The 21,258-nt window shown below is 51.4% G+C and carries 17 protein-coding genes; 8 read left to right on the forward strand and 9 right to left on the reverse strand.

The genetic code is table 11. The features are described from left to right. Positions 1 to 165: 165 nt before the first annotated feature. The 3 genes from O59_RS16645 to O59_RS16655 all read left to right on the forward strand — a co-directional run bounded on the left by O59_RS16645 (position 166) and on the right by O59_RS16655 (position 3,633). The gene (locus tag O59_RS16645; protein WP_050977099.1) at positions 166 to 2,499 is read left to right on the forward strand and encodes a TonB-dependent hemoglobin/transferrin/lactoferrin family receptor; all 2,334 of its coding nucleotides are present in this window, start codon (positions 166 to 168) and stop codon (positions 2,497 to 2,499) included. Positions 2,500 to 2,613: 114 nt separating this feature from the next. Beyond that, complete coding sequence (locus O59_RS16650; protein ID WP_007644698.1) at positions 2,614 to 3,159, forward strand: flavodoxin; 546 nt, start codon at positions 2,614 to 2,616, stop codon at positions 3,157 to 3,159. 9 nt (positions 3,160 to 3,168) lie between these two features. Beyond that, positions 3,169 to 3,633, forward strand: a complete 465-nt coding sequence (locus tag O59_RS16655; RefSeq protein WP_040393208.1) for a hypothetical protein — start codon at positions 3,169 to 3,171, stop codon at positions 3,631 to 3,633. 98 nt (positions 3,634 to 3,731) lie between these two features. Here the strand turns inward: O59_RS16655 and O59_RS16660 are convergent, their stop codons facing one another. The 6 genes from O59_RS16660 to O59_RS16685 all read right to left on the reverse strand — a co-directional run bounded on the left by O59_RS16660 (position 3,732) and on the right by O59_RS16685 (position 12,902). Beyond that, entirely contained in the window at positions 3,732 to 5,249 is a 1,518-nt protein-coding gene (locus O59_RS16660; protein WP_007644700.1) for a tryptophan halogenase family protein, read from the reverse strand. Next, positions 5,246 to 6,799 (reverse strand): tryptophan halogenase family protein, encoded by a 1,554-nt coding sequence (locus tag O59_RS16665; protein ID WP_007644701.1) that lies wholly within the window; start codon positions 6,797 to 6,799, stop codon positions 5,246 to 5,248. The genes O59_RS16660 and O59_RS16665 overlap by 4 nt, the downstream gene beginning before the upstream one ends. A 91-nt stretch (positions 6,800 to 6,890) precedes the next feature. After that, positions 6,891 to 10,025: a TonB-dependent receptor gene (locus tag O59_RS16670; protein ID WP_007644702.1), complete on the reverse strand. Its 3,135-nt coding sequence runs from the start codon at positions 10,023 to 10,025 to the stop codon at positions 6,891 to 6,893. Positions 10,026 to 10,393: 368 nt separating this feature from the next. Continuing rightward, positions 10,394 to 11,605 (reverse strand): TonB family protein, encoded by a 1,212-nt coding sequence (locus O59_RS16675; protein ID WP_007644703.1) that lies wholly within the window; start codon positions 11,603 to 11,605, stop codon positions 10,394 to 10,396. Between the two features lie 72 nt (positions 11,606 to 11,677). After that, entirely contained in the window at positions 11,678 to 12,382 is a 705-nt protein-coding gene (locus O59_RS16680; protein WP_040393211.1) for a 2'-5' RNA ligase family protein, read from the reverse strand. Positions 12,383 to 12,515: 133 nt separating this feature from the next. Beyond that, complete coding sequence (locus O59_RS16685) at positions 12,516 to 12,902, reverse strand: helix-turn-helix domain-containing protein (protein WP_007644705.1); 387 nt, start codon at positions 12,900 to 12,902, stop codon at positions 12,516 to 12,518. 88 nt (positions 12,903 to 12,990) lie between these two features. On the opposite strand from O59_RS16685, the gene O59_RS16690 reads away from it, so the two are divergent. Next, positions 12,991 to 13,845 carry an SDR family oxidoreductase gene (locus tag O59_RS16690; RefSeq protein ID WP_007644706.1) on the forward strand — a complete coding sequence of 285 codons (855 nt, stop codon included), beginning with the start codon at positions 12,991 to 12,993 and terminating at the stop codon, positions 13,843 to 13,845. A gap of 209 nt (positions 13,846 to 14,054) precedes the next feature. Here the strand turns inward: O59_RS16690 and O59_RS16695 are convergent, their stop codons facing one another. The 3 genes from O59_RS16695 to O59_RS16705 form a co-directional block, all read right to left on the reverse strand. Continuing rightward, positions 14,055 to 15,053 carry a family 43 glycosylhydrolase gene (locus O59_RS16695; protein ID WP_007644707.1) on the reverse strand — a complete coding sequence of 333 codons (999 nt, stop codon included), beginning with the start codon at positions 15,051 to 15,053 and terminating at the stop codon, positions 14,055 to 14,057. A gap of 207 nt (positions 15,054 to 15,260) precedes the next feature. Continuing rightward, on the reverse strand, positions 15,261 to 16,034 hold the full coding sequence (map, locus tag O59_RS16700) for a type I methionyl aminopeptidase (protein ID WP_007644708.1): 774 nt from the start codon (positions 16,032 to 16,034) through the stop codon (positions 15,261 to 15,263). Next, positions 16,027 to 16,251: a ParD-like family protein gene (locus O59_RS16705; RefSeq protein ID WP_007644709.1), complete on the reverse strand. Its 225-nt coding sequence runs from the start codon at positions 16,249 to 16,251 to the stop codon at positions 16,027 to 16,029. Before O59_RS16705 ends, map begins: the two co-directional genes overlap by 8 nt. A gap of 428 nt (positions 16,252 to 16,679) precedes the next feature. Here O59_RS16705 and O59_RS16710 point away from each other — a divergent pair, with 428 nt between their 5' ends. From O59_RS16710 to O59_RS16725, 4 genes are all read left to right on the forward strand, one after another. After that, positions 16,680 to 17,783, forward strand: coding sequence for an XdhC family protein (locus O59_RS16710; RefSeq protein ID WP_007644711.1), 1,104 nt, complete (start codon positions 16,680 to 16,682; stop codon positions 17,781 to 17,783). Between the two features lie 47 nt (positions 17,784 to 17,830). Further along, entirely contained in the window at positions 17,831 to 18,457 is a 627-nt protein-coding gene (locus O59_RS16715) for an NTP transferase domain-containing protein (protein WP_007644713.1), read from the forward strand. Positions 18,458 to 18,522: 65 nt separating this feature from the next. Further along, a complete protein-coding gene (locus O59_RS16720) occupies positions 18,523 to 18,987 on the forward strand; it encodes a (2Fe-2S)-binding protein (protein ID WP_007644715.1) in 465 nt (154 codons plus the stop codon). After that, positions 18,987 to 21,191 (forward strand): xanthine dehydrogenase family protein molybdopterin-binding subunit, encoded by a 2,205-nt coding sequence (locus tag O59_RS16725; RefSeq protein WP_007644718.1) that lies wholly within the window; start codon positions 18,987 to 18,989, stop codon positions 21,189 to 21,191. Before O59_RS16720 ends, O59_RS16725 begins: the two co-directional genes overlap by 1 nt. Positions 21,192 to 21,258 lie beyond the last annotated feature (67 nt).

The raw sequence follows: 21,258 nt of genomic DNA on the forward strand, positions 1-21,258 counted from the left end.
ATTTTTCACTTAACACTGATCACCTGAAAATTTTTACCTCCAAAAAAAGAAAAATCAAAAACTCATAAAAGAGTGTGCCTTGTTAGCCAAAAAAATATGCGTGCCGAATTGCCATAAGCGCTTCGGCATATAAAAAACGATGTTGTATTGGTTAATGAGGACAAAATGAAAAAGTTGTTTCCCCGTAATTTACTCGCTGCATTTATGGCGTGCGCCGCGTTTGCATCTGCTCAGGTGTTAGCTGCCGATTCGGTGCAGGCCGGCGCACAAAAAAAGAAATTGGGCAAAGTAGTGGTCACGGCGCAAGCGGAGCAAGAATCAGCGCATCCATCCAGTCAGTTAGTAAACCGCGAGGCGTTGGACAATCAGCAAGTGACCGATCTGGATGATTTGGTGCGCTATATTCCCGGCGTGAGTGTGAGCGACATAGGTCGATTTGGTGCTAATGGTTTTAATATTCGCGGTTTGGATGGCGATCGCGTTGCCATGACTGTAGATGGTTTGTCCATGGGTGAAACCCTCGATCCGGTAAGCTATCAAGCTTACGATTTTTTTCGCTCCACACGCGGCGGGTTGGATATAGACGCACTGAAATCGGTAGAAATTATTAAGGGTGCGGATTCAATCGCTGCCGGCAGTGGTGGTTTGTCGGGCGCGGTTATGTTTATCACCAAAGACCCGGCAGATTATTTGGCAGCGCAGGGCGACGACACTTTTCTCAGCCTGAAAACCGGCTATGCCAGTGATTCTGATGAAGCGTTACTGAGCGCAACACTCGCCAATCGCACCGGTGCCTGGGAAAGTTTACTGGTGCTCACCCAGCGTCAAAGTCATGAACTGGAAGTGCAAGGCAAGGCTGAAAATATTACCGGTGGCGCGCGCGAAATTGCCGACCCGCTCGATGCAGAATCCACCAACGCGTTAGTCAAATTGTATTTTTATGCCAGCCCATCCCATCGGTTAGGAATGGTTGCTGAACACTATCGTGCGAATTCACAGCTCAATAATTTATCGCGTGTGGATGCGAGTTATTTAACGCGCACTACGGATGACGACAACGAGCGCGATCGCATCGGCGTGAATTACCAATGGCTTACCGAGTCCCGTTGGTTTGATGTGTTTGATTGGAATTACGATTATCAAAACAGCTACAACAGTGGTTATACCTTGATGCTGTTTAATTCCACTACCTGCCCACAAGGGGTATCGCCCTGTTATCGCTCGGAGGATCGTTACTACGAGCAGGATGCTCACACCACGCGGTTTAAATTCAGTAAAAATATCGCCGGCACTGCACTGGAACAGGAATTAATCTACGGCCTGGGTGCAGAAGTGCGCGATGTGAATTATGCCTCCATCGATACCCGTTATATCGGCACCAGTAATACGGCTTCATTGGTGGAAGTTGACCCGGACTTTGTACCGGAAACTGCAGTGACTCATTGGCATGGATTTGTGCGCGATCAACTGGTGCCGGTTAATTCCCCGTGGACATTTAACCTGGGGGCGCGGGTTGACAGTTTTGACTATTCACCGCAATTGAGTGCGCAGTATCAGGATGCATCGGCCACTATTGGCGATGTGAACTTTACGCAGGCGACCTGGCAATTAGGTGCGGATTATCAATTTACGGCGCAACAACACCTCGCTGTGCAACTGGGAACTGGCTTTCGTGCGCCCTCTACTGAAAACCTTTATTACACCACCGTCACCAGTGTAGGAACGGATGCGGCAACAGGGCAGGAGGTGCTGTTATGGGATTCAGTCGCCAACCCCAATTTGAAAGCCGAAGAAAGTTTGAATAAAGAATTGCGTTATGGTTTTGCCAATCATCGTGTGCAAATTAACGCCGCTATTTTTCACGACGACTACAGCAATTTTATTGAAACCCAAACTCTCAGCCGTTTGAACGATGTGAGTTTCCAAAGCTGCACGCGCGGCGTCTGCACCACAACCAAGGGTGACAGCTACACCATGCCGGTTAATAGTGGTGAAGTGGTAGTGAAAGGTTTTGAAATTGATGGGCAGTGGAATTTGGATCGCAATATTGCGCTGCGTTTTGCCTACTCCTACAACGAAGGCGAAAAGAAAAATGGCGACCCGCTGTTAAGTATTGTGCCGCACTCGGGTGTTGTTGGTATTGAGTACCAACCCGATGATCGTCGTTGGGCGGCGAGTTTTAGCATGACTCGCTCGGGCAGTAAAAATGCGGATGATGTAGTGGTCACTGCTGTTAATGGCACACAAAGTCAAGGCGCGGCATTTTTAACCGATGCATTTACCTTGTTTGATTTGCAGGGGCGCTATCAGGTTACGCCCGCGTTAAAAATCACCATGGGGTTGTACAACATTACCGACGAACAATATTGGCGCTGGCAGCGCGTGCAATTTGTCACCGAAGGCGCTGGTGGTGCACGCGGTGGGGTAAGCGGCGCTGGCATTAATCGCTATGCAGAACCGGGGCGCAATTTCAAAGCAAGCCTGACCTACGCGTTTTAATAAAACGCATTAATTTATCTATTAATTTATCTATTTATTTTAGGGAAGTAGAGATTCCCTGCGCGATAGTTGCATCGCGCAGGGAGTTGTACGCAAAGAAAGAGGAAATTATCTATGGCGCCGCAAGCAAATATAGCCTTGGTGTTTGGCACAGACACGGGTAACACACAAGAGGTTGGAGAAAAAATCGCACAGGCATTGCGCAGTTATGGTTACAGCGTGGACATGATGAACGTGTGCGACGTTACCTCGGTGGTGCTGCAACAGTATCGCTTTTTGGTGATGGGAATTCCCACATGGGATTTTGGTGGTATTCAAGAAGACTGGGAAGATTTTGAAGGAGATTTACAACTCACTGATTTATCCCAAGCGGTGGTAGCGCTTTATGGTTTAGGCGATCAGCGTGGTTACGGTGATTATTTTGTCGATGCTATGGGCTGGCTATACGAGCGTGTATTAGCAACGGGCGCACAGGTCATCGGCCATTGGCCAGCAGAGGGATATAAGGTGGCGGCATCGCTGGCATTAAATGAAAGTAAAACGGAATTTTGTGGTTTGGCGATAGATGAAGACCAACAATTTGAATTAACCGATAGGCGTGTAGCCACCTGGGTAAATCAAATAGTCAGTGAATATGAATGCTGTGCCTTGGCATCCTAGGAGAGGTATATGGGAACCATACATACTGCTACAGAAACGATAGAGGCTAGTGTTAAAACCAACCACCAACATATGTTGGCACAGGCGATTTACCGCTGGCGTTATTTGCTGGACAACGCACGCAGTGAACTTCATCGGCAGGATTGGAATGCCGCTGTCGATGCTTATCAACAGGCCTATTGTCAGGCCGAATTATTAATTCATATTGCAGATTGTAAAAATTGTGCGATTAAAAATTATGTGCGCACACTATTTGAATATGGCTACAGTTTGTGTCAAACCCACCACTCCGAAGTGTTGTTGGGGGTGCTGGATATAGCACGGCAAACGCTGGAGTGTTATGCAACTACCACCCTGACACAACAGCTGTTAAAACCAATCATTAATTTAGTGCATGCCAACAGCCAGCAGCGCGATATTTGGATGAATCAATTATTTGCGGAAGATGCATTGCAGCAGCAAGCCGTACATTAAAAAAACCGGCGCTGAAAAGCGCCGGTGAAATGAAGCGGTTAAAAAACTGGATGAGCTGTAGTGGTATAAACCACCGCTTAGTGTGCGCTTTGTTTGTGTTATGCGGCGCAATAGCGCTTGAGGTAAGCCTCATGACTCGGCAATGCGGCCGCTGTTTTGCCGATGGCATCTTTCAAATGCCGCATGTTTTGAATAAGCGCAGTCTCGGGCACGCGATCCACCAGTGCATCGTAATGCGTGGGGTTGATGCCTTGCCCGAGCATGACTGCCAGCCAGCTGTGGGGAGTGAATAAATCGTCTGGCGCGGCAATAACCCGGCCGCTGCCACGAAAAATCTCCAGCTTGGATGCCAGGGTATCCGGAATTTTCATATGGCCAACGTAGCGCCAAAATTCGGTGTCCCGGCGCTGGGTGGCGCTGTAGTGCAGCACGATAAAATCCCTGAGCCGCTCGTAATCGGCGGTCATTATCCGGTTGTAGTGCGCAATCTCCGCTGCATTGATGCCTCGCCCCGGCCACAGATTAATTAGCCGTTGAATGCCAATTTGTGCCAGATGAATACTGGTGGACTCCAGTGGTTCGATAAAACCGCCGGCGAGACCTATGGCAACGCAGTTTTTCTCCCAGAAGAGGCGGCGGTGGCCGGTGCGGAAACGCAGTGGTCGCGGGTTGCCCAAGGCTTCGCCTTCGGCACCGGCAAGCAGTGCCCGGTGTACATCATCTTCATCGGCAAATGCACTTGAATAGACATAACCATTGCCCATGCGGGTTTGCAGGGGAATGCGCCAGCGCCAGCCGGCATTGTCTGCTGTGGCGCGAGTGAATGGATCTGGCGCGCCTGTTCCGGTCGTGGAAAGGGCGAGCGCCCGGTCGCAGGGCAAGTAGCGGCTCCAGTCGATAAACTCGCTGTTCATCGCACCTTCAATCAGCAGGGACTTAAAACCACTGCAGTCGATAAACAATTCACCGGCCAGCACCTGGCCGTCACTCAGTGTCACCGACTCGATCATGCCGTGATCCGGATGCTGTTGGACGCTATCTACCAAACCCTCCACCCGACGAACCCCGCGTTGCTCGGCGTAGCGGCGCAGCAGCTGACCGTAGCGCATGGAGTCAAAATGATAGGCGTGACGCAGGGTGGACAAAATCGCATCGCTGCCGCCCTGCGGTTGGGCGAAGCGCCCAAGGCGGGCGGCCATGGCACAGAGGTTGTAGTCGTTGATATCCCCCGCCAGCTCGGCCGGTGCTTTACCTGTTTCTGAGAGTGCTCGCAAACGAAGCCACAACTGGTGAAAAGCAAACTCCGGGGTATCGCGCCCGTAAAAGCCGAAGGGGTGGAAATAGCGTTTGCCAAGGTCAAGCCAGTCAACGAATTCGATGCCGAGTTTGTAGGTGCCCTGACATTCGCGCAGCACCTCGTGCTCGTCCAGCCCGAGAAATTGGTTGAATTCCAGTAATGGCGGGATGGTCGCTTCGCCAACGCCGATCACCCCTATCGCCTCGGATTCAACCAGCGTAATGGACGCATTGGGCGGCGCCATACGCGCAATGGCGGCGGCGCACATCCAGCCGGAGGTGCCGCCGCCCACAATGACGACATTGTTCACCGGCTTCATCGCTGCCCGCCGGATGCGTTACGGAACCCTCTTGCCACCACTTCATTGATTAGGTCGCGGTGGCTTGGCACTGCAGTCATTGCCTTGTTGCTCTGCTGGCGAATGCTCTCGAACTCCCGCTTGGCGTCGTCATAAAACCGCAACGCGCCAGCGCGGGCGCTGATGTCGGTCTTGAACCCCATACCGTAAAGGATGTACTGCCAACTGTTTTCATCAAAAATGTCATGGCTGGCATCAATGTCGAGAAAGGATGGCGGCCGGTGGCGCCATTGCTCCAGCTTGCCCTTCAGATAATCGGAGGCCGACGCGGGCGCACGATTGTCGCGCCAAAACGCGGTGTCCGTGCGCTCGCTCAAATAGTAATGCAGCTTGATAAAGTCGATCACGTGTTCAAACCGTTTGGTCATGGCTTGGTTGAACTGTTGGGCCGAGCGCTCGTAATCGCCCGACCAGGGAAACAGATTGCACAGCATAAGTGCGGCAACCTCGGCAAAACTGATGCCGGTGGCTTCCAGTGGCTCGATAAAACCCACCGATAGCCCTACGCCGATACAGTTCTTGTGCCACTGGGTTTTGCGAAACCCGGCTTCAAAGGCCAGTTTCCGGTGCTGAAGATTATTGGCGGCAGGGCCTATATAGCGTTTCAAGGTGGCCAGTGCTTCATCGTCACTGCAGTAATCGGACGCATAGACATAGCCGACACCGCGACGATTATGCAGGCCGATATCCCAAATCCAGCCCGCGTCTTGCGCGCTGGTATAGGTGCAGGAGGGAATGGGCGCATCGGGCCGATCATAGGGCACCTGCATGGCCACCGCGCGGTTACAGAACAATTGATCTTTATAAGAAGTAAATTCCGAGCCCAGCGCCTCGCCGATCAGCCGCGCGCGGAACCCGGTGCAATCGATGTACAAATCGGCCTTGAGTTCGCCATGGACACGCCCCTGTACTGAGGCGATGCCGTTTTCATCAACCTTCACATCGTCGATGGTATCGATCAGCCGCTTCACGCCCATCGCCATGGCCTGACGGCATACCACTTGCGCCAGTTTTCCCGCATCAAAGTGATAGGCGTAGTTCAGTGGCGCATTGTAATTGGGGTGGGTAATCAGCTTGGGTGCCAGTTTGGCATCCACCACCCGCTCTTGCACCGTACAGGCCTCGGCCCAGGGAACATCCCCGGCCACACCGAGCAGCCAATAGGGCAGAAGGTCCATGTCGGTATGTTGTGATGCGACCTGGAAGGGATGGAAATAGGTGTCATGGGGATCATCAGCTGGATTTTTCTTCCAGTTATTAAACCTGATGCCTTGCTTGAAGGTGGCATCGGCTTCCCGAATCAGCGTGCTTTCATCGAGGCCGATGCGGCTCATGGTCTTGCGGATAATCGGGAAGGTACCCTCGCCAACGCCGAGGATACCTATTTCGTCAGACTCGACCAGCGTAATCGTTACGCCGCCGGGAGTGTCCGCCGCCAGCATCCGCGCCATATAGGCGGCGCAGATCCAACCGGCGGTTCCTCCGCCAACAATCAGAACGCTCTTGCTCATTTATGTGCCTCTTATTATGTGGTCAAGTTTGCTCAAGAGCGTCCTGCCGTGCTCAGTTAACCCTAATGCTCAGTTAACAATTGATGCTCAGTTAAAAGTTAACGCCTAGGTGCAAGCCAATGCGACGGTCAGTCACAAACACCGCGCGATCAACAAAGCGTCCGGACAGGATCTCCATCTCGGTGCGCTGGTCTTCGTCGGTGATGTTTTGCACATCCAGTTTGATATTGACGTTATCGGTCAAACGGTAGGAGATGCTGCCATCCAGCCGACCGGAAGCCGCCGCGTAGACCGGCATACCGAACTGGATTTGCTGCCCGTTAAACGGATCGTTATAGACATTGGTCGTGCCCGAGTCGTTGGTGGTCGTTAAATAACGATCACGCCAGTTCCAGGCCAAACGTGCGCTGAATCTATCCCAATCGTACAGCAGGGTGGTGGAGTAGGCCCACTCCGACAGTCCGATCACCGGCACCTTGAGTTCATCGCCATTGATGTCCTGGGCAAAGGCATCCGGCGCTTTGTTGTCGATGTAGGTGACGTTCATTTCGATACCAAAGCCACTCATCCAGCCGGGCAGTGCATCGAAATAGGTGCGCCCGCCCAATTCAAAACCGCGGATGATGGTGTCACCCTCGGCATTGAAGTTGGTCCGGCTGGTGACTGAGCCATCAAGGAAGTTGCTGCCACTGCCATCCGCCAGTGCCGATTGCGGGTAATCCCCTTCGGAGAAGAAGCCGCTTGCCGGCGCCGAGAAGTTGTTGAAGGTGATGTAGTTGTCGATGGTTTTATGGAACAGCGCCAGGTTCATCGAGGTGCCTTTTTTCGGGTACCACTCGAAGGAGAGGTCGTGGTTCAAGGCGATTTCCGGCTCCAGGAAGGGGTTGCCGGTGGTATTGGTATAGCCGGAGAAAATCGCCGGGATGGATACATCATCACCCGGATTGAGCGCAGCCAACTCGTCGTTGATAGGGTTTTCGGTGGTCTGCACGCTGGCAATACCCTGCGCGCGGATATCGGGGTAGCGCGGTGGCGTGAGGGTTTGGGTCAGGGCGTAGCGCATTACCCAGCCTTCCGCCGGTTCTAATTTGATATTGAATGACGGCAGGAAATAATCCTTGGAGAAGCTGCCCATGCGGTCTTTTTCATAGCCCACACTCTCACGCGTCAATGGCGGCTGCACGCCTTCGTTAGCCTCTTGCCAGGCAGCTACGTTTTCCAGACCACCCATGGCTTCGACTGACGCCTGGGCATCGGCCAGGCTCGCGTAGTAACGCGCGCCACCACTAAAGTTGAAATTGCCCTGACTGCTAATGTCGTAATTCACCCAGCGCACCCCAAAATTACCGCTGAAATTCAGGAACCAGGCGTCGCTATCATTCGCAAAACCCACCATCGCATAGGCGGACTGGGTGTCGTGTTCCGTCTCATAAAAGGATGGGCGCTGGTCAAAGTTGCGGTTACGCAGTGTGCCGTCGGTGCTGTAGAGGTAGGTGGTGGCCGTTGGGTTGCTGCACTGATGTTGAAGCGTGGGGCCGCAGGCCAGGTAGGTATCGTATACACGCTCGAACTGGTCGTAGGAGTTAACCTGACGGGTCCCCACCCAAACACCACCGAGTGACGGGATATCCCCTTTAAAGAAATCCGAGAATTCTTCCAGTTCAAAATCGCCTTCCGGGGCGGTACTGACGAAGGGGCGCGTCACGCCATTCCAGCCGCGGCCAGTTGCCGACCACCAGGTTCCGACAAAACTATCAGACTCCTCACGCGCTGCTGCACGACCGCCGATAGCCAGTTTTTTGAAGAAGCCATCGCCGATTTCAATATTGGCGTCCAGTTGAATGGCATGGGCTTCGCCTTCATTGGCGGTGTCCAACCAGTTGATGCGGGAAAGCCCGGCTTGTGCCGGGTCGGTTGAGAGCGGGGTTTCAAAACTCACCACCGGCCGCTTGCCCGACATATCCATATTGATTTGCCCGATTGTCGGAATCACGGTGCTGCCAAGGCTGTATTTACCGGAACTCGATTCGGCTTTCACGTACTGGTAGCTACCGCTCATGTCCCAGCCTTCAGCGTCGTATTTGAAGCCGGTGCTGTGGTCGGCCGTGCGGCTGAACGACGGTGTGAAGCTGGAGTTGGGTGATACGCTAAGGCCGGAGGTTAGGTTGGGGCTGGAGATTGCACCTTTCACGAATACGCCATCGTCAAACACTGCACCGTCAAATACACCAACGGGGGTGCCCGGTTCCACCGACAGGATTTGGCTGTCGCGGTTGCTGTCGCGCTCGGAAATAAAAGTGGTATGGAACAGCTCAAGGTTGTCGTTCGGCGCCCACTGGAGTGCGCCGTAATAGCCATTGCGGACGCGTTCAAATTGATCCTGACTGTAGCGTATGCCGCCCGGTACGTAGACCCGCTCGCCCTCGTATTGCGTGGCGTAGTAGGGCGGAACGATGATGTTGCTGTCATGGGATTCGATCTTCGAATAAGCCAGATCGAGCAGCACCCCGAACTCACCAAAATCGGTATCAAAACGGTTCGATATCATGGCGGAACCTGCCGGAGTGATTTCCTCGGAGTAGTCGCCATAGCTACCGGAAATCGCCGCATTGGCCTTAAAGCCATTGAAATCAAACGGCATGCGGGTCTGCAGGTCGACGGTACCGGAAACGCCGCCTTCAATCAGGTCGGCACGGCTCGCTTTGTAGACGGTGACCGCTTTCAGCAACTCAGGCCCCACATCCGCCCAGCTGAGGCCGGAGCCGCCATTGGCAGAGAAAACTTCCCGCCCATTGATCAGTGTTTTGGTCTTGTTTAAACCACGGATTTGAACTCCCGAACCCTCAAACGCAAAGCCGTCCGGTGAACCTTCGCTGCCCGCGCGGACACGGTTCATGGTAACGCCGGGCGCGCGCTCCAGAATTTCCAGCAGGGAGGTACTGGGCACTTTGCCCGCTTCATCCAGCACAATGGAGTCAGCGACAGTATCCGAGGCGCGCTTTAACTCCATCGCACTTTCCAGTGATTGGCGCTGACCGGTAACAATAGTTTCCTCGATCGGTGCATCGTCACTGGCTTTGGTTTTAGTGGTGTTTTGTGCCTGGGTCGTCTGCGCCAAGAGTGCGGGCGAGCAGACCATAATTGCCGCCGCTAACAGTGAACGCCGAAAGACCCGGGCACTGCCTGTGGTGGTTTGGTTGGTGCTGTAACAGGTGTTTTTTTTCATTATTGTCTCAAGCCGCCACGCCGGGCAGCGTCTCCTTGTTGATGTTTCGCGCTGGTGTCTGAACGACACACCGGAAAGACACCTTTGCGGTTGATTATTAGAAAATTATCGAAGCAATACCGGCAGGTTTAGTGCCGCTACCAAATGATGGTCACATAGACTATTTGGTGGTGTCAACATTCTAGTGCTCTAGTATACAAGATTTATTTGTTATTATATGATGTATCGGATATAGCTTTTTCGGCCGAATTGGGTGTCATTAATCCTTCGGGTTAACGAAGGATTGTTGGCGGGAAAAAACCAAAAAAAAGCGGCTGAGTGCTGTTGACTGAAACCGCTGGGCGAATGGTGATGGGATAAAACGGGGCTTATGACTGCCCGAGCGTAAAGGTAATGGGCACCGCAAATTCCAGCTGTTGCGCGGTGATTTCTGGCGGTAAGGGAGGGAAGGGAGCTGAGGCTTTGATGGCGGATTCAACGGCTTGATTGAGCAGGCGATGCTCCGAGGTTTCCAGCGGCTGCAATGCGGTGATGTTGCCAGCGGCATCCACGGCGATGCGAATTTTAATCGAGCCGGTTTGCTGCAGTTCACGCGCCCGCCGCGGATAAATCAGCTGGGCGTAAATCCGCCGCATCGCATCGGAGATGTAATACTGCTGTGCAACCAGTGACTGTGCAGTCAGTTGCGATAGTGCGTCATCGGCGTTATCGCCCGTGTTATTCACTGCTGGTGCATCGGGTGCAATTGTCGATGCGTTTGTTGATTCAGTTATTGATGCGGTTGCGCCAGCAACTTGCGTGGCTCCAGGTAATGACGATTGATTGGTCAAGGCAATTCCAGATTGCCGCGCGCTCGATTTAACACTGCTAACAGCTGCGATTTTTTTGCTGTTGTTGTCGGAAATATTGCCACGGTTGTCACTACTGGAGTTGGCACTACTGGCTGCACTCGCGGCGGCAAGAATGGTCTCATTCCAATTTTTTACTACCGCAATTCTGCTCAAGCGCGGCTCCATATGTGTGAAGCGCTGCAGCAGTGCCGCGTCAATATTTCCCTCCATTAATAACGCCTCGCGGTAGCCGGACGACAGCGGTACATTGCCGATCCAAGTGCGCAGTAACACGTCAAAAAAAGACGGGTTTTCAATGGTGCCCAGGTGCACGCTATTGAGGTGAATAACCGTGCCCTGTTGCGGCGAAAAATCAAAGATCAGGTGATCATTCATTTCCAGGCGGCCGCGAAATAATTGGTCGAACGCCAACATGTTTTCAGCGTGAGAATTCATCGCGCCTGCGGGCATATTAATCGCGGCACCCTCAATCCACATACGGGTAAAACGCCGGGGTGCAATGCCCTCGCGGGCCAGAATTTTTAATTCCATGCGTTTGGCATCCTGCGTATTGAGCAGCAGGTCGGCATCTTTGCTGAGCGTTTCGCTGTACAGCGCTGCCAGAAATTGCTCCTGCCCTAATTCGCTGTGGGTCGCAATTCCACTGAGTTGTGGGGATGCCTGGGTAACAGCGGACAACAGCAGCCAGAGTAAACTCAACTGGCTTATCAGCAAGTAGCGGGGGAACATAAAAACACCGTTGTAAGGAAATAAAACGGCGCCAGCTTAGCGAATCAATACGACAGTTTTGCGACAGTGAATTTACCCTGCTTCCGCCAATGAATATTGCGCGATGGGGTGGGTATGCGACAGTTGCTGATACCAGTTGTTGAATACCAAATCCAGGTGATGAATGCGGCTTACACCAAAATCATAAGTGCGATATTGCTCAAGTAGTTTCAGTAATTCGGAATGGTTGCGCAGGGGGGCCTGAAAGCGCGCAATGGTGGAATGTGCGGTGGCAATTTTGTAGCGGCTATCGATGGTGGAATGCAGTGGTGAATCGCGAAAAACGCGGCGCAAATTTTCGCGCAGTTGGTGTAGTTGTTCGTTCAGCGGAAAGCCCTGAACCAAAACACACCCCGGCGACGCGGTGATACCGCGATACTGAATTTCCAGTGGGCCAATGGATTTTACGGCGTCGTTAAATACGGCCTGGTAAGTCGCTTGATCAACATCCTCCAACATAAACCCACGCACACAACTAACCACCGATAACACCGTCAAATGCAATTCATTTTCCGGATAGTAATATTGCTCAGGCTCCTGCACCGCTAGCGCATCGAGAAATTCCATAATCTTGCGGCTCACCTTGCCCTCCGCCTTGTTAAGGTAGGACAACACCGTGGTGCCTTTGCGCGTGTCATCGCTTGCACCAATCAGGGGATCCATTTCGTAGGCACCTGCGCGAATTTTTTCTTCCGCATTGCGCCACATATCGCCATAAATTTGGTTGATGTCAGACATTAAAAAACCTCCATGATTTGCTGTCGGGCATGTAAAAAATACAAATAAATGTGCGGCTAATAATCGGGTGTTATTTTGCCGCTGTTGATTTTTATGGATACCCGCGGTGATGGGTATCACAGAAAAAAATGGTTCAACGTTTTTCTGATTTCTGTTCTTGTGCTTTCAAAATGTGCGCAAGGTTTGATTCAATCCAATCTGCCAATGTCTCCACTTTTTCGCTGATTTGTTCGCCCATGGGGGTTAACAAATATTCCACATGGGGCGGCACAACCGGGTAGGAAATGCGCTCGACAAAACCATCGCTCTCTAATGCTTGCAGTGTTTGTGCCAGCATTTTTTCGCTAATGCCGCCTACCTTGCGGCGCAATTCGCTAAAGCGGTGGGTGCCGCCGCGCAGGGCGATAAGTAGCAATACGCCCCAGCGGCTGGTGACATGATTGAGTATCGCGCGCGACGGGCATTTGTCGGCCATTACATCGCCGCGCAACATGGCTTCTTTCAAGCTTTTGGTTGTCATTTCATACTTACCTTTTTGTGCGTACTTACTAAAAGTTAGTTAGGCTGCTAGTGTGACAACTTCTTCCACTGAAATAAAGGAGTTCATCATGATTGTTGTTACCGGAGCCTCTGGCCAATTGGGTCGTTTGGTTGTGAGTGCGTTGTTAAAAAAAGTCCCTACCAATGAAATAGCGGTGGTGGTGCGTTCGCCTGAAAAGGTTGCCGACCTTGCCGCCTTGGGGGTGCAGGTGCGGCAGGGTGATTACAATCAGCCCGAGAGTCTGGTCGCTGCGTTTCAAGGTGCCGACAAATTGTTGCTGATTTCCGCCAATGAAATTGGCCGTCGTTTTGAACAGCACAGCGCCGCCATTGCAGCGGCAAAACAAGCGGGTGTTGGCCTGCTGGTGTATACAAGTTTGTTGCGTGCGGATACCTCGCCCCTGCCACTGTGTGTTGAGCATGCACAAACCGAAGCGGTGCTGCGTACGGCCGGTATTCCGTTTGTGATTTTGCGCAATGGTTGGTACACCGAAAATTATCTGGCGAGCGTAGGTTCTGCGTTGCAGTTAGGTGCAGTGTTTGGCAGCGCGGGTGACGGGCGTATTGCCTCAGCAGCCTGTGTGGATTATGCCGAGGCCGCCGTAGCGGTGCTGACGCAAGAAAATCATAGCGGGAAAGTCTATGAATTGGCGGGCGATGAAAGTTATTCGCTCGCTGAGTTCGCAGCAGAAATTGCGTTGCATTCCGGCAAAAATATTACGTATCAGAATTTGCCTGAGGCCGATTTTAAAACAGCGTTGTTGGGTGCAGGCTTGCCGGAATGGCTCGCAACACTATTATCCGAATCTGATGTGGGTGCATCCAAAGGCGGTTTGTTTGATGACAGTCATCAGCTCAGCCAATTAATTGGTCGCCCGACGACTTCATGGAAAGCGATGGTAGAAAAAGCGGTTAAGGCATAAAGTTTTTTGCGGTAGTAAAAGAGCACCGGCTGGTGCTCTTTTACTGTTTCCAGGGATTTTTTTTGAAATATTCACTATCGTCATACCCGCGAACGCGGGTATCCACAACTGCGGTTGTTATTACCACAATTGAACTCCCGCTTGCGCGAGAGTGACGACAGAGTATTACTGACCCGCTGGTGTTCCTTTAACCGTTGCGAAACGGAATATTATTTTTCGCCGGCTTTTTTGGTGTTACTGCGTACAGAAAAATCACTCAGCCCTTTTTCTGTGCGCTCCACTTTTTGAATGGTGCCATCTGCATTGAAATGCAAATATTCTGCAGCAGTGTGACGTTGTTTTTTGTGGCAGGTTGATGTTTTGTCATTTAACCAACGGTGATAAAACAAAATCCATTGACCTTTATATTCCACAATCGAGTGATGGTTATTTGCATTGTTTTCCTCATCCATAATCACCCCTTGATATTTCCACGGGCCTTTGGGGGATTTGGCGGTGTAATAACTCAGTACCCGATTATTTTCCGGCATGGTGAAGTAATAAATGCCGTTGCGTTTAAATATCCAAGGGCCTTCCATTTTGGGTTCATAACCGCCCATATCCATTTTGTAAAAATCGCCTTTAATACTGCGCATGTCATCGGCCATTTCCACGACCTGGTAATCGCTATTCACACCGTGAAAATATAAATAGGCTTTGCCGTCGTCATCAATAAACATACTCGGATCATTGGCATAGGGTGTTTTCCACAGCGGCGCGCCAATCATGTCTTTAAAAGGGCCGGTGGGGGAGTCGCTCTCGGCGATACCTATGCCCATCCACTTGGTGCTTTTTTCCGGGTTTACCCGGTCTTTGAAGCCAGTGCCCGCCGGAATAACTAAATAGTATTTGCCGTTTTTATACACCGCATCCGGCGCCCAGGCGTAGTTGTCGGCCCAGCTGAGATCTTTGAGTGAGAGTATGGCGCCGTGTGCGGTCCAGTTGACTAAATCGGTAGAGGAAAACGCATGCCAGTCCTGCATGTGAAAATCTTCCTGACACTCTTCATCATGCGAGGTGTACAAATACATTTTTCCGTCGGCCCATACGCGGCCAGAGGGATCAGCGGTTTTAATATTGCTGCCAAAATTGAGCGGGTTTTGCGCGCAAGCGAGTAGGGAGCCAAGCGATAAGCACAGGGCTGTGGCGGTACGGGTAATGTGTTTCATGGTTATTGTTCCAAGCCAGTTAATCTCACTGACCGCACACCATGCCGATGGGTTGATTGTTGTTTGCCCAGTGAAACTTACACTTTAGGCTTGTTATGGTTTAAATAACTATAACAAGGTTTGGTGGGGTTGGCTATCTTTTGGGTAAGTCATATTGTGAGAGGTTGCTAATGACGGAGGCGTGATGCAAAAGACATGCTGGGTTTTTTAAGTGCGTTCTTCAGTGCGCAAGGTTAATACTTCATAGCCATCTGCTGTGACAGCAATAGTATGTTCCCATTGCGCAGACAATTTTTTATCGCGTGTGACAACGGTCCAGCCGTCGCGTTTTAATTTCACTTTTGCTTCGCCCTGGTTGATCATTGGCTCAATAGTAAAAGTCATTCCCTCGCGCAATACCAAACCAGAATTCGGTTTTCCATAGTGGAGTATTTGTGGGCCTTCGTGCATGGCGCGCCCTATACCGTGACCGCAATATTCACGCACGACTGAATAACCATTAGCGCTGGCAAATTGTTGAATTGCAAAACCAATATCGCCGAGGGTTGCACCAGGTTTTACCGCGCGGATTCCTTGCCACATGGCCTCGTAGGTTTTATCTACTAATTTTTTTGCCAGCGGCGACACCTCGCCGATCATATACATTTTGCTGGAATCAGCAATAAATCCATTTTTTTCCAGCGTAATGTCGACATTAATAATATCGCCGCTTTTTAAAAATTGAGTTGCAGAAGGCATTCCGTGACAGACAACATCGTTAACGGAGGTGTTTAATGAATAAGGAAAATCATATTGCCCCTTACTTGCCGGACGGGCATTGAGTTCGTTGGTAATAAAACGCTCTACCACATCATTAATTTCCATGGTCGATATACCAGCTTTTACCAGCGGATCAAGGTAGGCGAAAACAGAGGCAAGTAACCGCCCTGATTCACGCATCACATTTAATTCAGCGCTGTTTTTTAAAAAAACCTTATCCATGATTTCTTTTGCCTAGGGGAATGGGTTGATTTATTTCAACGGCGGCAAGTTGTAATTGTTCGCGCAAAATCTCGCTGTAGGTAAGAGTGGGGTTGGTTTCAGCCAGCATGCCAATTTTTATCCAAAATTCCGCTTGTGAATTGATAGAGCGCACCATTGCTGAGCTCGCTTTACGGATCTCCTCATGCAGTTCATCGCTAATTTTGACAATGCCCATAAATACCTCAATATATGAAACGTATATGCATCGTATATTCGTTGCAGGGGGAAATCAAGCGGCCTGGTCGCCCGAGTAAGGGTGGGGGCTAGTGGTTTAAGGTTCTGTTTGCAGGATCAGGCAATAATCCGCTTGGATCGAGCAAACTTATCATCGGCTATTTGATAAATACTAAATTCCATTTATCTGTGGTGTTGATTGTCATGTTTGGTTGTCACGGTGATCGCGAATTGGCCGTGCGACGAACTAAATTTTTAATCGGGATTAAACGTGTCGTTTTAATAACGCAACGCTCGCTAAAGCAAATCAGTCAGTTTAGTTTTGTTAATCCTGCTTTCCTTATGGGCATTCAGGTGGGATTATCGAACGGTTTGTTAGTGCAGTGCCTGAAATTCCGATGATAAATGTAATAACGCGGATGCCTGTCTATGTCTAATCAGTTTTATCATTTACTCGCCTCCTGGCTGCCACTCAAAGATAGCGCCAACTGGGTGCTGGGCGCGGTTATTCAAACGCGCGGTTCGGTGTATCGCAAAACTGGCGCGCTAATGTTGCTGAGTGATGCGGGCCATCAATTGGGTATGCTGAGTGGTGGCTGCATTGAATCCGATTTGTTGTTGCAAGCGCGTAAGGTTATCGCGTTGGGGAAATCCCGCCGTGTGGTGTACGACGCGAGCGACGATAGTAATATCGCCTGGCGCTTGGGCATAGGCTGCGGTGGCGCAGCTGAAATTGTGTTGCACCCCTGTAATTCCACCAATGATTTTTTGCGCCTGCCGGAAATTTTTTCCTGTTTGCAGCAACAGCACGCCTGTCGTTTTGAGTTGCAAATAGAGGATGCTTTTGCCAGCTTCACACCATGCTCGCGTGCGTTTAGCCAGCGTCAGCATGGCAGTTTGAAGCGCGCCGATGACACGGATAACGGCAAACAAATCCTCACGACCTTAATTAATCCGCTACCCCATTTATTAGTTCTGGGCAGTGGCGTGGATTTAATTCCCCTGTGCCAGCTCGCGCTGATTTTAGGTTGGCGCATCACACTGGTGGATCAACGCTTAAATCCCCACAAACGCGAAAATTTTCCGCCGCAAATTAGCGCGTTGAACACAACCGTTGCCGAATTGGATGATGAATTATTGCACAGCGTGGATGGCATTATTATCGCCCACCACAATTTGCGTTTGGATGCAGCTGCCGTCGCGGCTTTGCAAGCGCGAACGCTCGCCAATCCTTACATCGGTTTGCTTGGCCCTGCAAAACGCAAAGCGGATGTGCTGGTCGCTGCCGGATTTGATGAGGCGCAATTGAATTGCCTCATTGCCGGGCCTATGGGTTTAGCCTTGGGCGGTGATTTACCGGAGAGCATCGCCTTGTCGGTATTGGCGGAATGTCACGCAAAAATATTTGGCAGCAGCGCCCAACCTCTGGGGCTAATGAGTGCATTGGGCGATACGCTACCCGCGCTCAATTTGGTCGCGGGCGCTGCTATTAATCGCGCTGTTTCTAACGAAGAGTTTCTGACTAAAAAATAGTTTCTGACTAATGAACAGTTTTTGATTAATCAATAAAAGGTGCGCCCATGAATAATAAAACGATAAATCTGGATTGCCTGATTTTAGCGGCGGGCTCTGCCAGCCGTTTTGGCAGCTGTAAACAATTGGCCGATTGGCATGGGCAACCCTTGCTTGCGGCGAGTATTGCTGCTGCGCGCCAATTAAAACCAGCGCGTATTGTGGTGGTGGGTGGTGCTTTTTATCCGCAATTATTACAGGCGCTGCCTGCGCTCAATGCACAGGTAAAAAACAAGACGGAAACGCCGGTTGAATTACTGGAATTTCCCGCCTGGAATTTGGGACTGGGCCATTCATTGGCGCACGCCGTTAAATACCTGCAAAACAGTAATCCGGTATTGGTATTGTTGGCGGATCAACCCTTGATTAGCGCGCAGGATTTACAGAATTTATATCACCACTGGTGTCAGAACCCGGAAAAAATCGCCAGCGCCAGTTTTGCCAATACCTTGGGTGTGCCGGCGTTATTTCCCGCGCAATTTAAAGCGCGCTTGTATGAGTGTCGCGGTGATCGCGGCGCAAAAAGTTTACTGCTGCGTTACAGCAATCACGTGATTCCTGTTGCTATGCCATCGGCGGAGTTTGATGTAGATACACCCGCCGATCTTTCTAATTATTTAAGAAAGGCTATTTAAAAAAGTTATTTAAAAAAGCAATTTAACCGTTTTGTTAGTCAATTGATTTTGCCAAGGAGTTACCCATGATTTCGCTTACGATTAATGGTAAAACCCACGAGCTGGATGTGGACCCGGATACGCCGCTGTTGTGGGCGCTGCGCGATGAATTAAATATGACCGGCACCAAGCTGGGTTGTGGCATGGCGCTTTGCGGCGCCTGTACGGTGCATATGAATGGCAGCCCGATACGCTCCTGCAGTTTGCCCATCTCGGCCGCGGCGGGTGCAAAAATTGAAACCATCGAAGGCATTAATTCCCCTGCATTCCAAGCAGTGCAACAAGCCTGGCGCGAATTGGATGTGGTGCAGTGCGGCTATTGCCAGTCAGGACAAATCATGTCGGCCACCGCCCTGTTGCAAGGTAATAAAAAACCGACCGATGCACAAATCGATGCTGCTATGAGTGGCAACCTCTGTCGCTGTGCCACCTATCAGCGGATTCGCGGCGCTATTCACCAAGCGGCCGATAAGTTAGGAGGTAAAGCCTAATGAACTTTCTCAAACGACAAACAATTCACGCCCAGCAACATAATGAGCCTTCGGCTTTATCGCGCCGTAATTTTTTGCAGGCAGTGGGACTGGGTGGTGGTTTATTAATTGGCAGCGGTTTTGTCGCCGGTAGCGCACAGGTTTTTGCTGCTGATACAACGTCTGCCGATGCCAGCGGCGATGTGCCGTTTTTTAATGCCTTTGTAAAAATATCGCCCGATAACAAAGTCACCATAGTGGTAAAACATTTGGATATGGGGCAGGGCGTAAGTACCGGTTTAACGGCGCTGGTGGCAGAAGAATTGGATGCAAGTTGGGAGCAAATGGATTGGGAATTTGCACCGGCGGATGCCAGCCGCTACAACAATTTATTCTGGGGCCCCGCGCAGGGCACGGGTGGTTCATCATCCATTGCCAACTCCTGGATGCAGTTGCGTCAAACCGGCGCCGCCGCGCGTGAAATGTTGGTCGCTGCCGCTGCCGCAGAATGGAAAGTACCGGCCAGTGAAATTCAGGTGAAAAACGGTGTGATCTCTCACGGCAAACGCACCAGCACTTTTGGTGCGCTCGCGGCAAAAGCGGCTGCGTTGCCGGTGCCGCAAAAACCGGTGGTAAAAGACCCGAAGGATTTTCAATTAATCGGCAAAACAATTCCGCGTAAAGACAGTTTTGAAAAAACCAACGGCACCGCGATTTACACGCAAGACATTCAATTGCCCGGCATGCTCACCGCGTTGGTGGTCTACCCGCCGCAATTGTTTGGCAAGGTGAAAAAAGTGGATGCCGCCAAAGCTAAAGCAGCGCCCGGTGTTGTTGCTGTGGTGGAATTTCCGCGCGGCGTGGCGGTGGTAGCCGAAAGTTTTTGGGCGGCGCAAAAAGCGCGCAAATTAGTGCAGGTGGAGTGGGATTTATCTGCCTGTGAAACTCGTAGCAGCGATGAATTATTTAAAGCCTGTCACGACGCCGCCAATAAAACCGGTGCGGTAATAAAAACCGCAGGTGATGCCACTGCGACGCTTGCCAAAGCGGACGGTGTGATCAGCGCGCAATATGAATTGCCCTACCTCGCGCACGCGGCGATTGAGCCGCTGAACTGTGTGGTAAAAGCCGAAAAAAATAGCTGCGAACTCTGGTATGCCTGCCAGATGCCGACAGTGGATCAGCAACAGGTTGCTGCTGCTACGGGCGTAAAACCCGAGCAGGTAAATATTCATACGCTCTATGCGGGTGGTAGTTTTGGTCGCCGCGCTTGCCCCAGTGATTATGTGGTGGACGCTGCCAATATCGCCAAACAAATTCCAGGGCGCGCAGTAAAAATGGTGTGGACGCGGGAAGATGAAATCCTCAATGGTCGCTACCGGCCTATGGCGGTGCATCACTTGCGCGGAGCGGTATCGGCTGATGGTAAAGCGCTCGCGTGGCAGCATCATGCCGTGGCGCAAGCAATTTTGCGCGGCACGCCGTTTGAAGCGATGATTCAAGGCCCGGTGGATAGCACGGTTGCGGAAGGCATCGACGATATGCACTACGCGATTCCCAACCTGCAAGTGCAGGCCACAGAAATTCCTATTAAGGTCTCCACACTCTGGTGGCGTTCGGTGGGCCATTCGGGCAATGCGTTTGTGGTGGAAACGTTTATTGACCAACTCGCCAAAGCAGCGAAAAAAGACCCGGTTATTTTTCGCCGCGAATTGCTCGCCAGCGAACCGCGTGCACTCGGCGTATTAAATTTGGCTGCGCAAAAAAGTGATTGGAGTAAAAAATTACCGGAAGGTGTCAGCCGCGGTATTGCGGTGCATAAATCCTTCGGCACCTGGGTGGCGCAAGTGGCCGAAGTGCGAGTGAATAGCGATAACAGTTTTAAAGTCGAACGAGTGGTGTGCGCCGTGGATTGTGGGGTGGCGGTAAACCCCGATGTGATTCGCGCGCAAATGGAAGGCGGTATCGGCATGGGCTTGAGCGCCGCACTGGGTGAAGCGATTACGCTGAAAAACGGTGTGGTCGAGCAAACCAATTATCACGGCTACCCGCTGCTGCGCATCGACGCTATGCCCAAGGTAGAAGTGCATATTGTTCCCTCCGCGGAAATGCCGTCAGGTGTAGGTGAACCTGGTTTGCCTCCCGTCGCTGGTGCAGTCGCCAATGCTTTACTCGCCGCCACCGGTACACCGCGCACGCGTTTGCCCTTAGGGACTAAGGTTTAATACGCCGCACCAAGAAAACCAAGATTTGGTCTTTGATGTAAAAAATGCCGCTGGTTTGCGCCAGCGG

The organism is Cellvibrio sp. BR, assembly GCF_000263355.1.
Lineage (GTDB): Bacteria > Pseudomonadota > Gammaproteobacteria > Pseudomonadales > Cellvibrionaceae > Cellvibrio.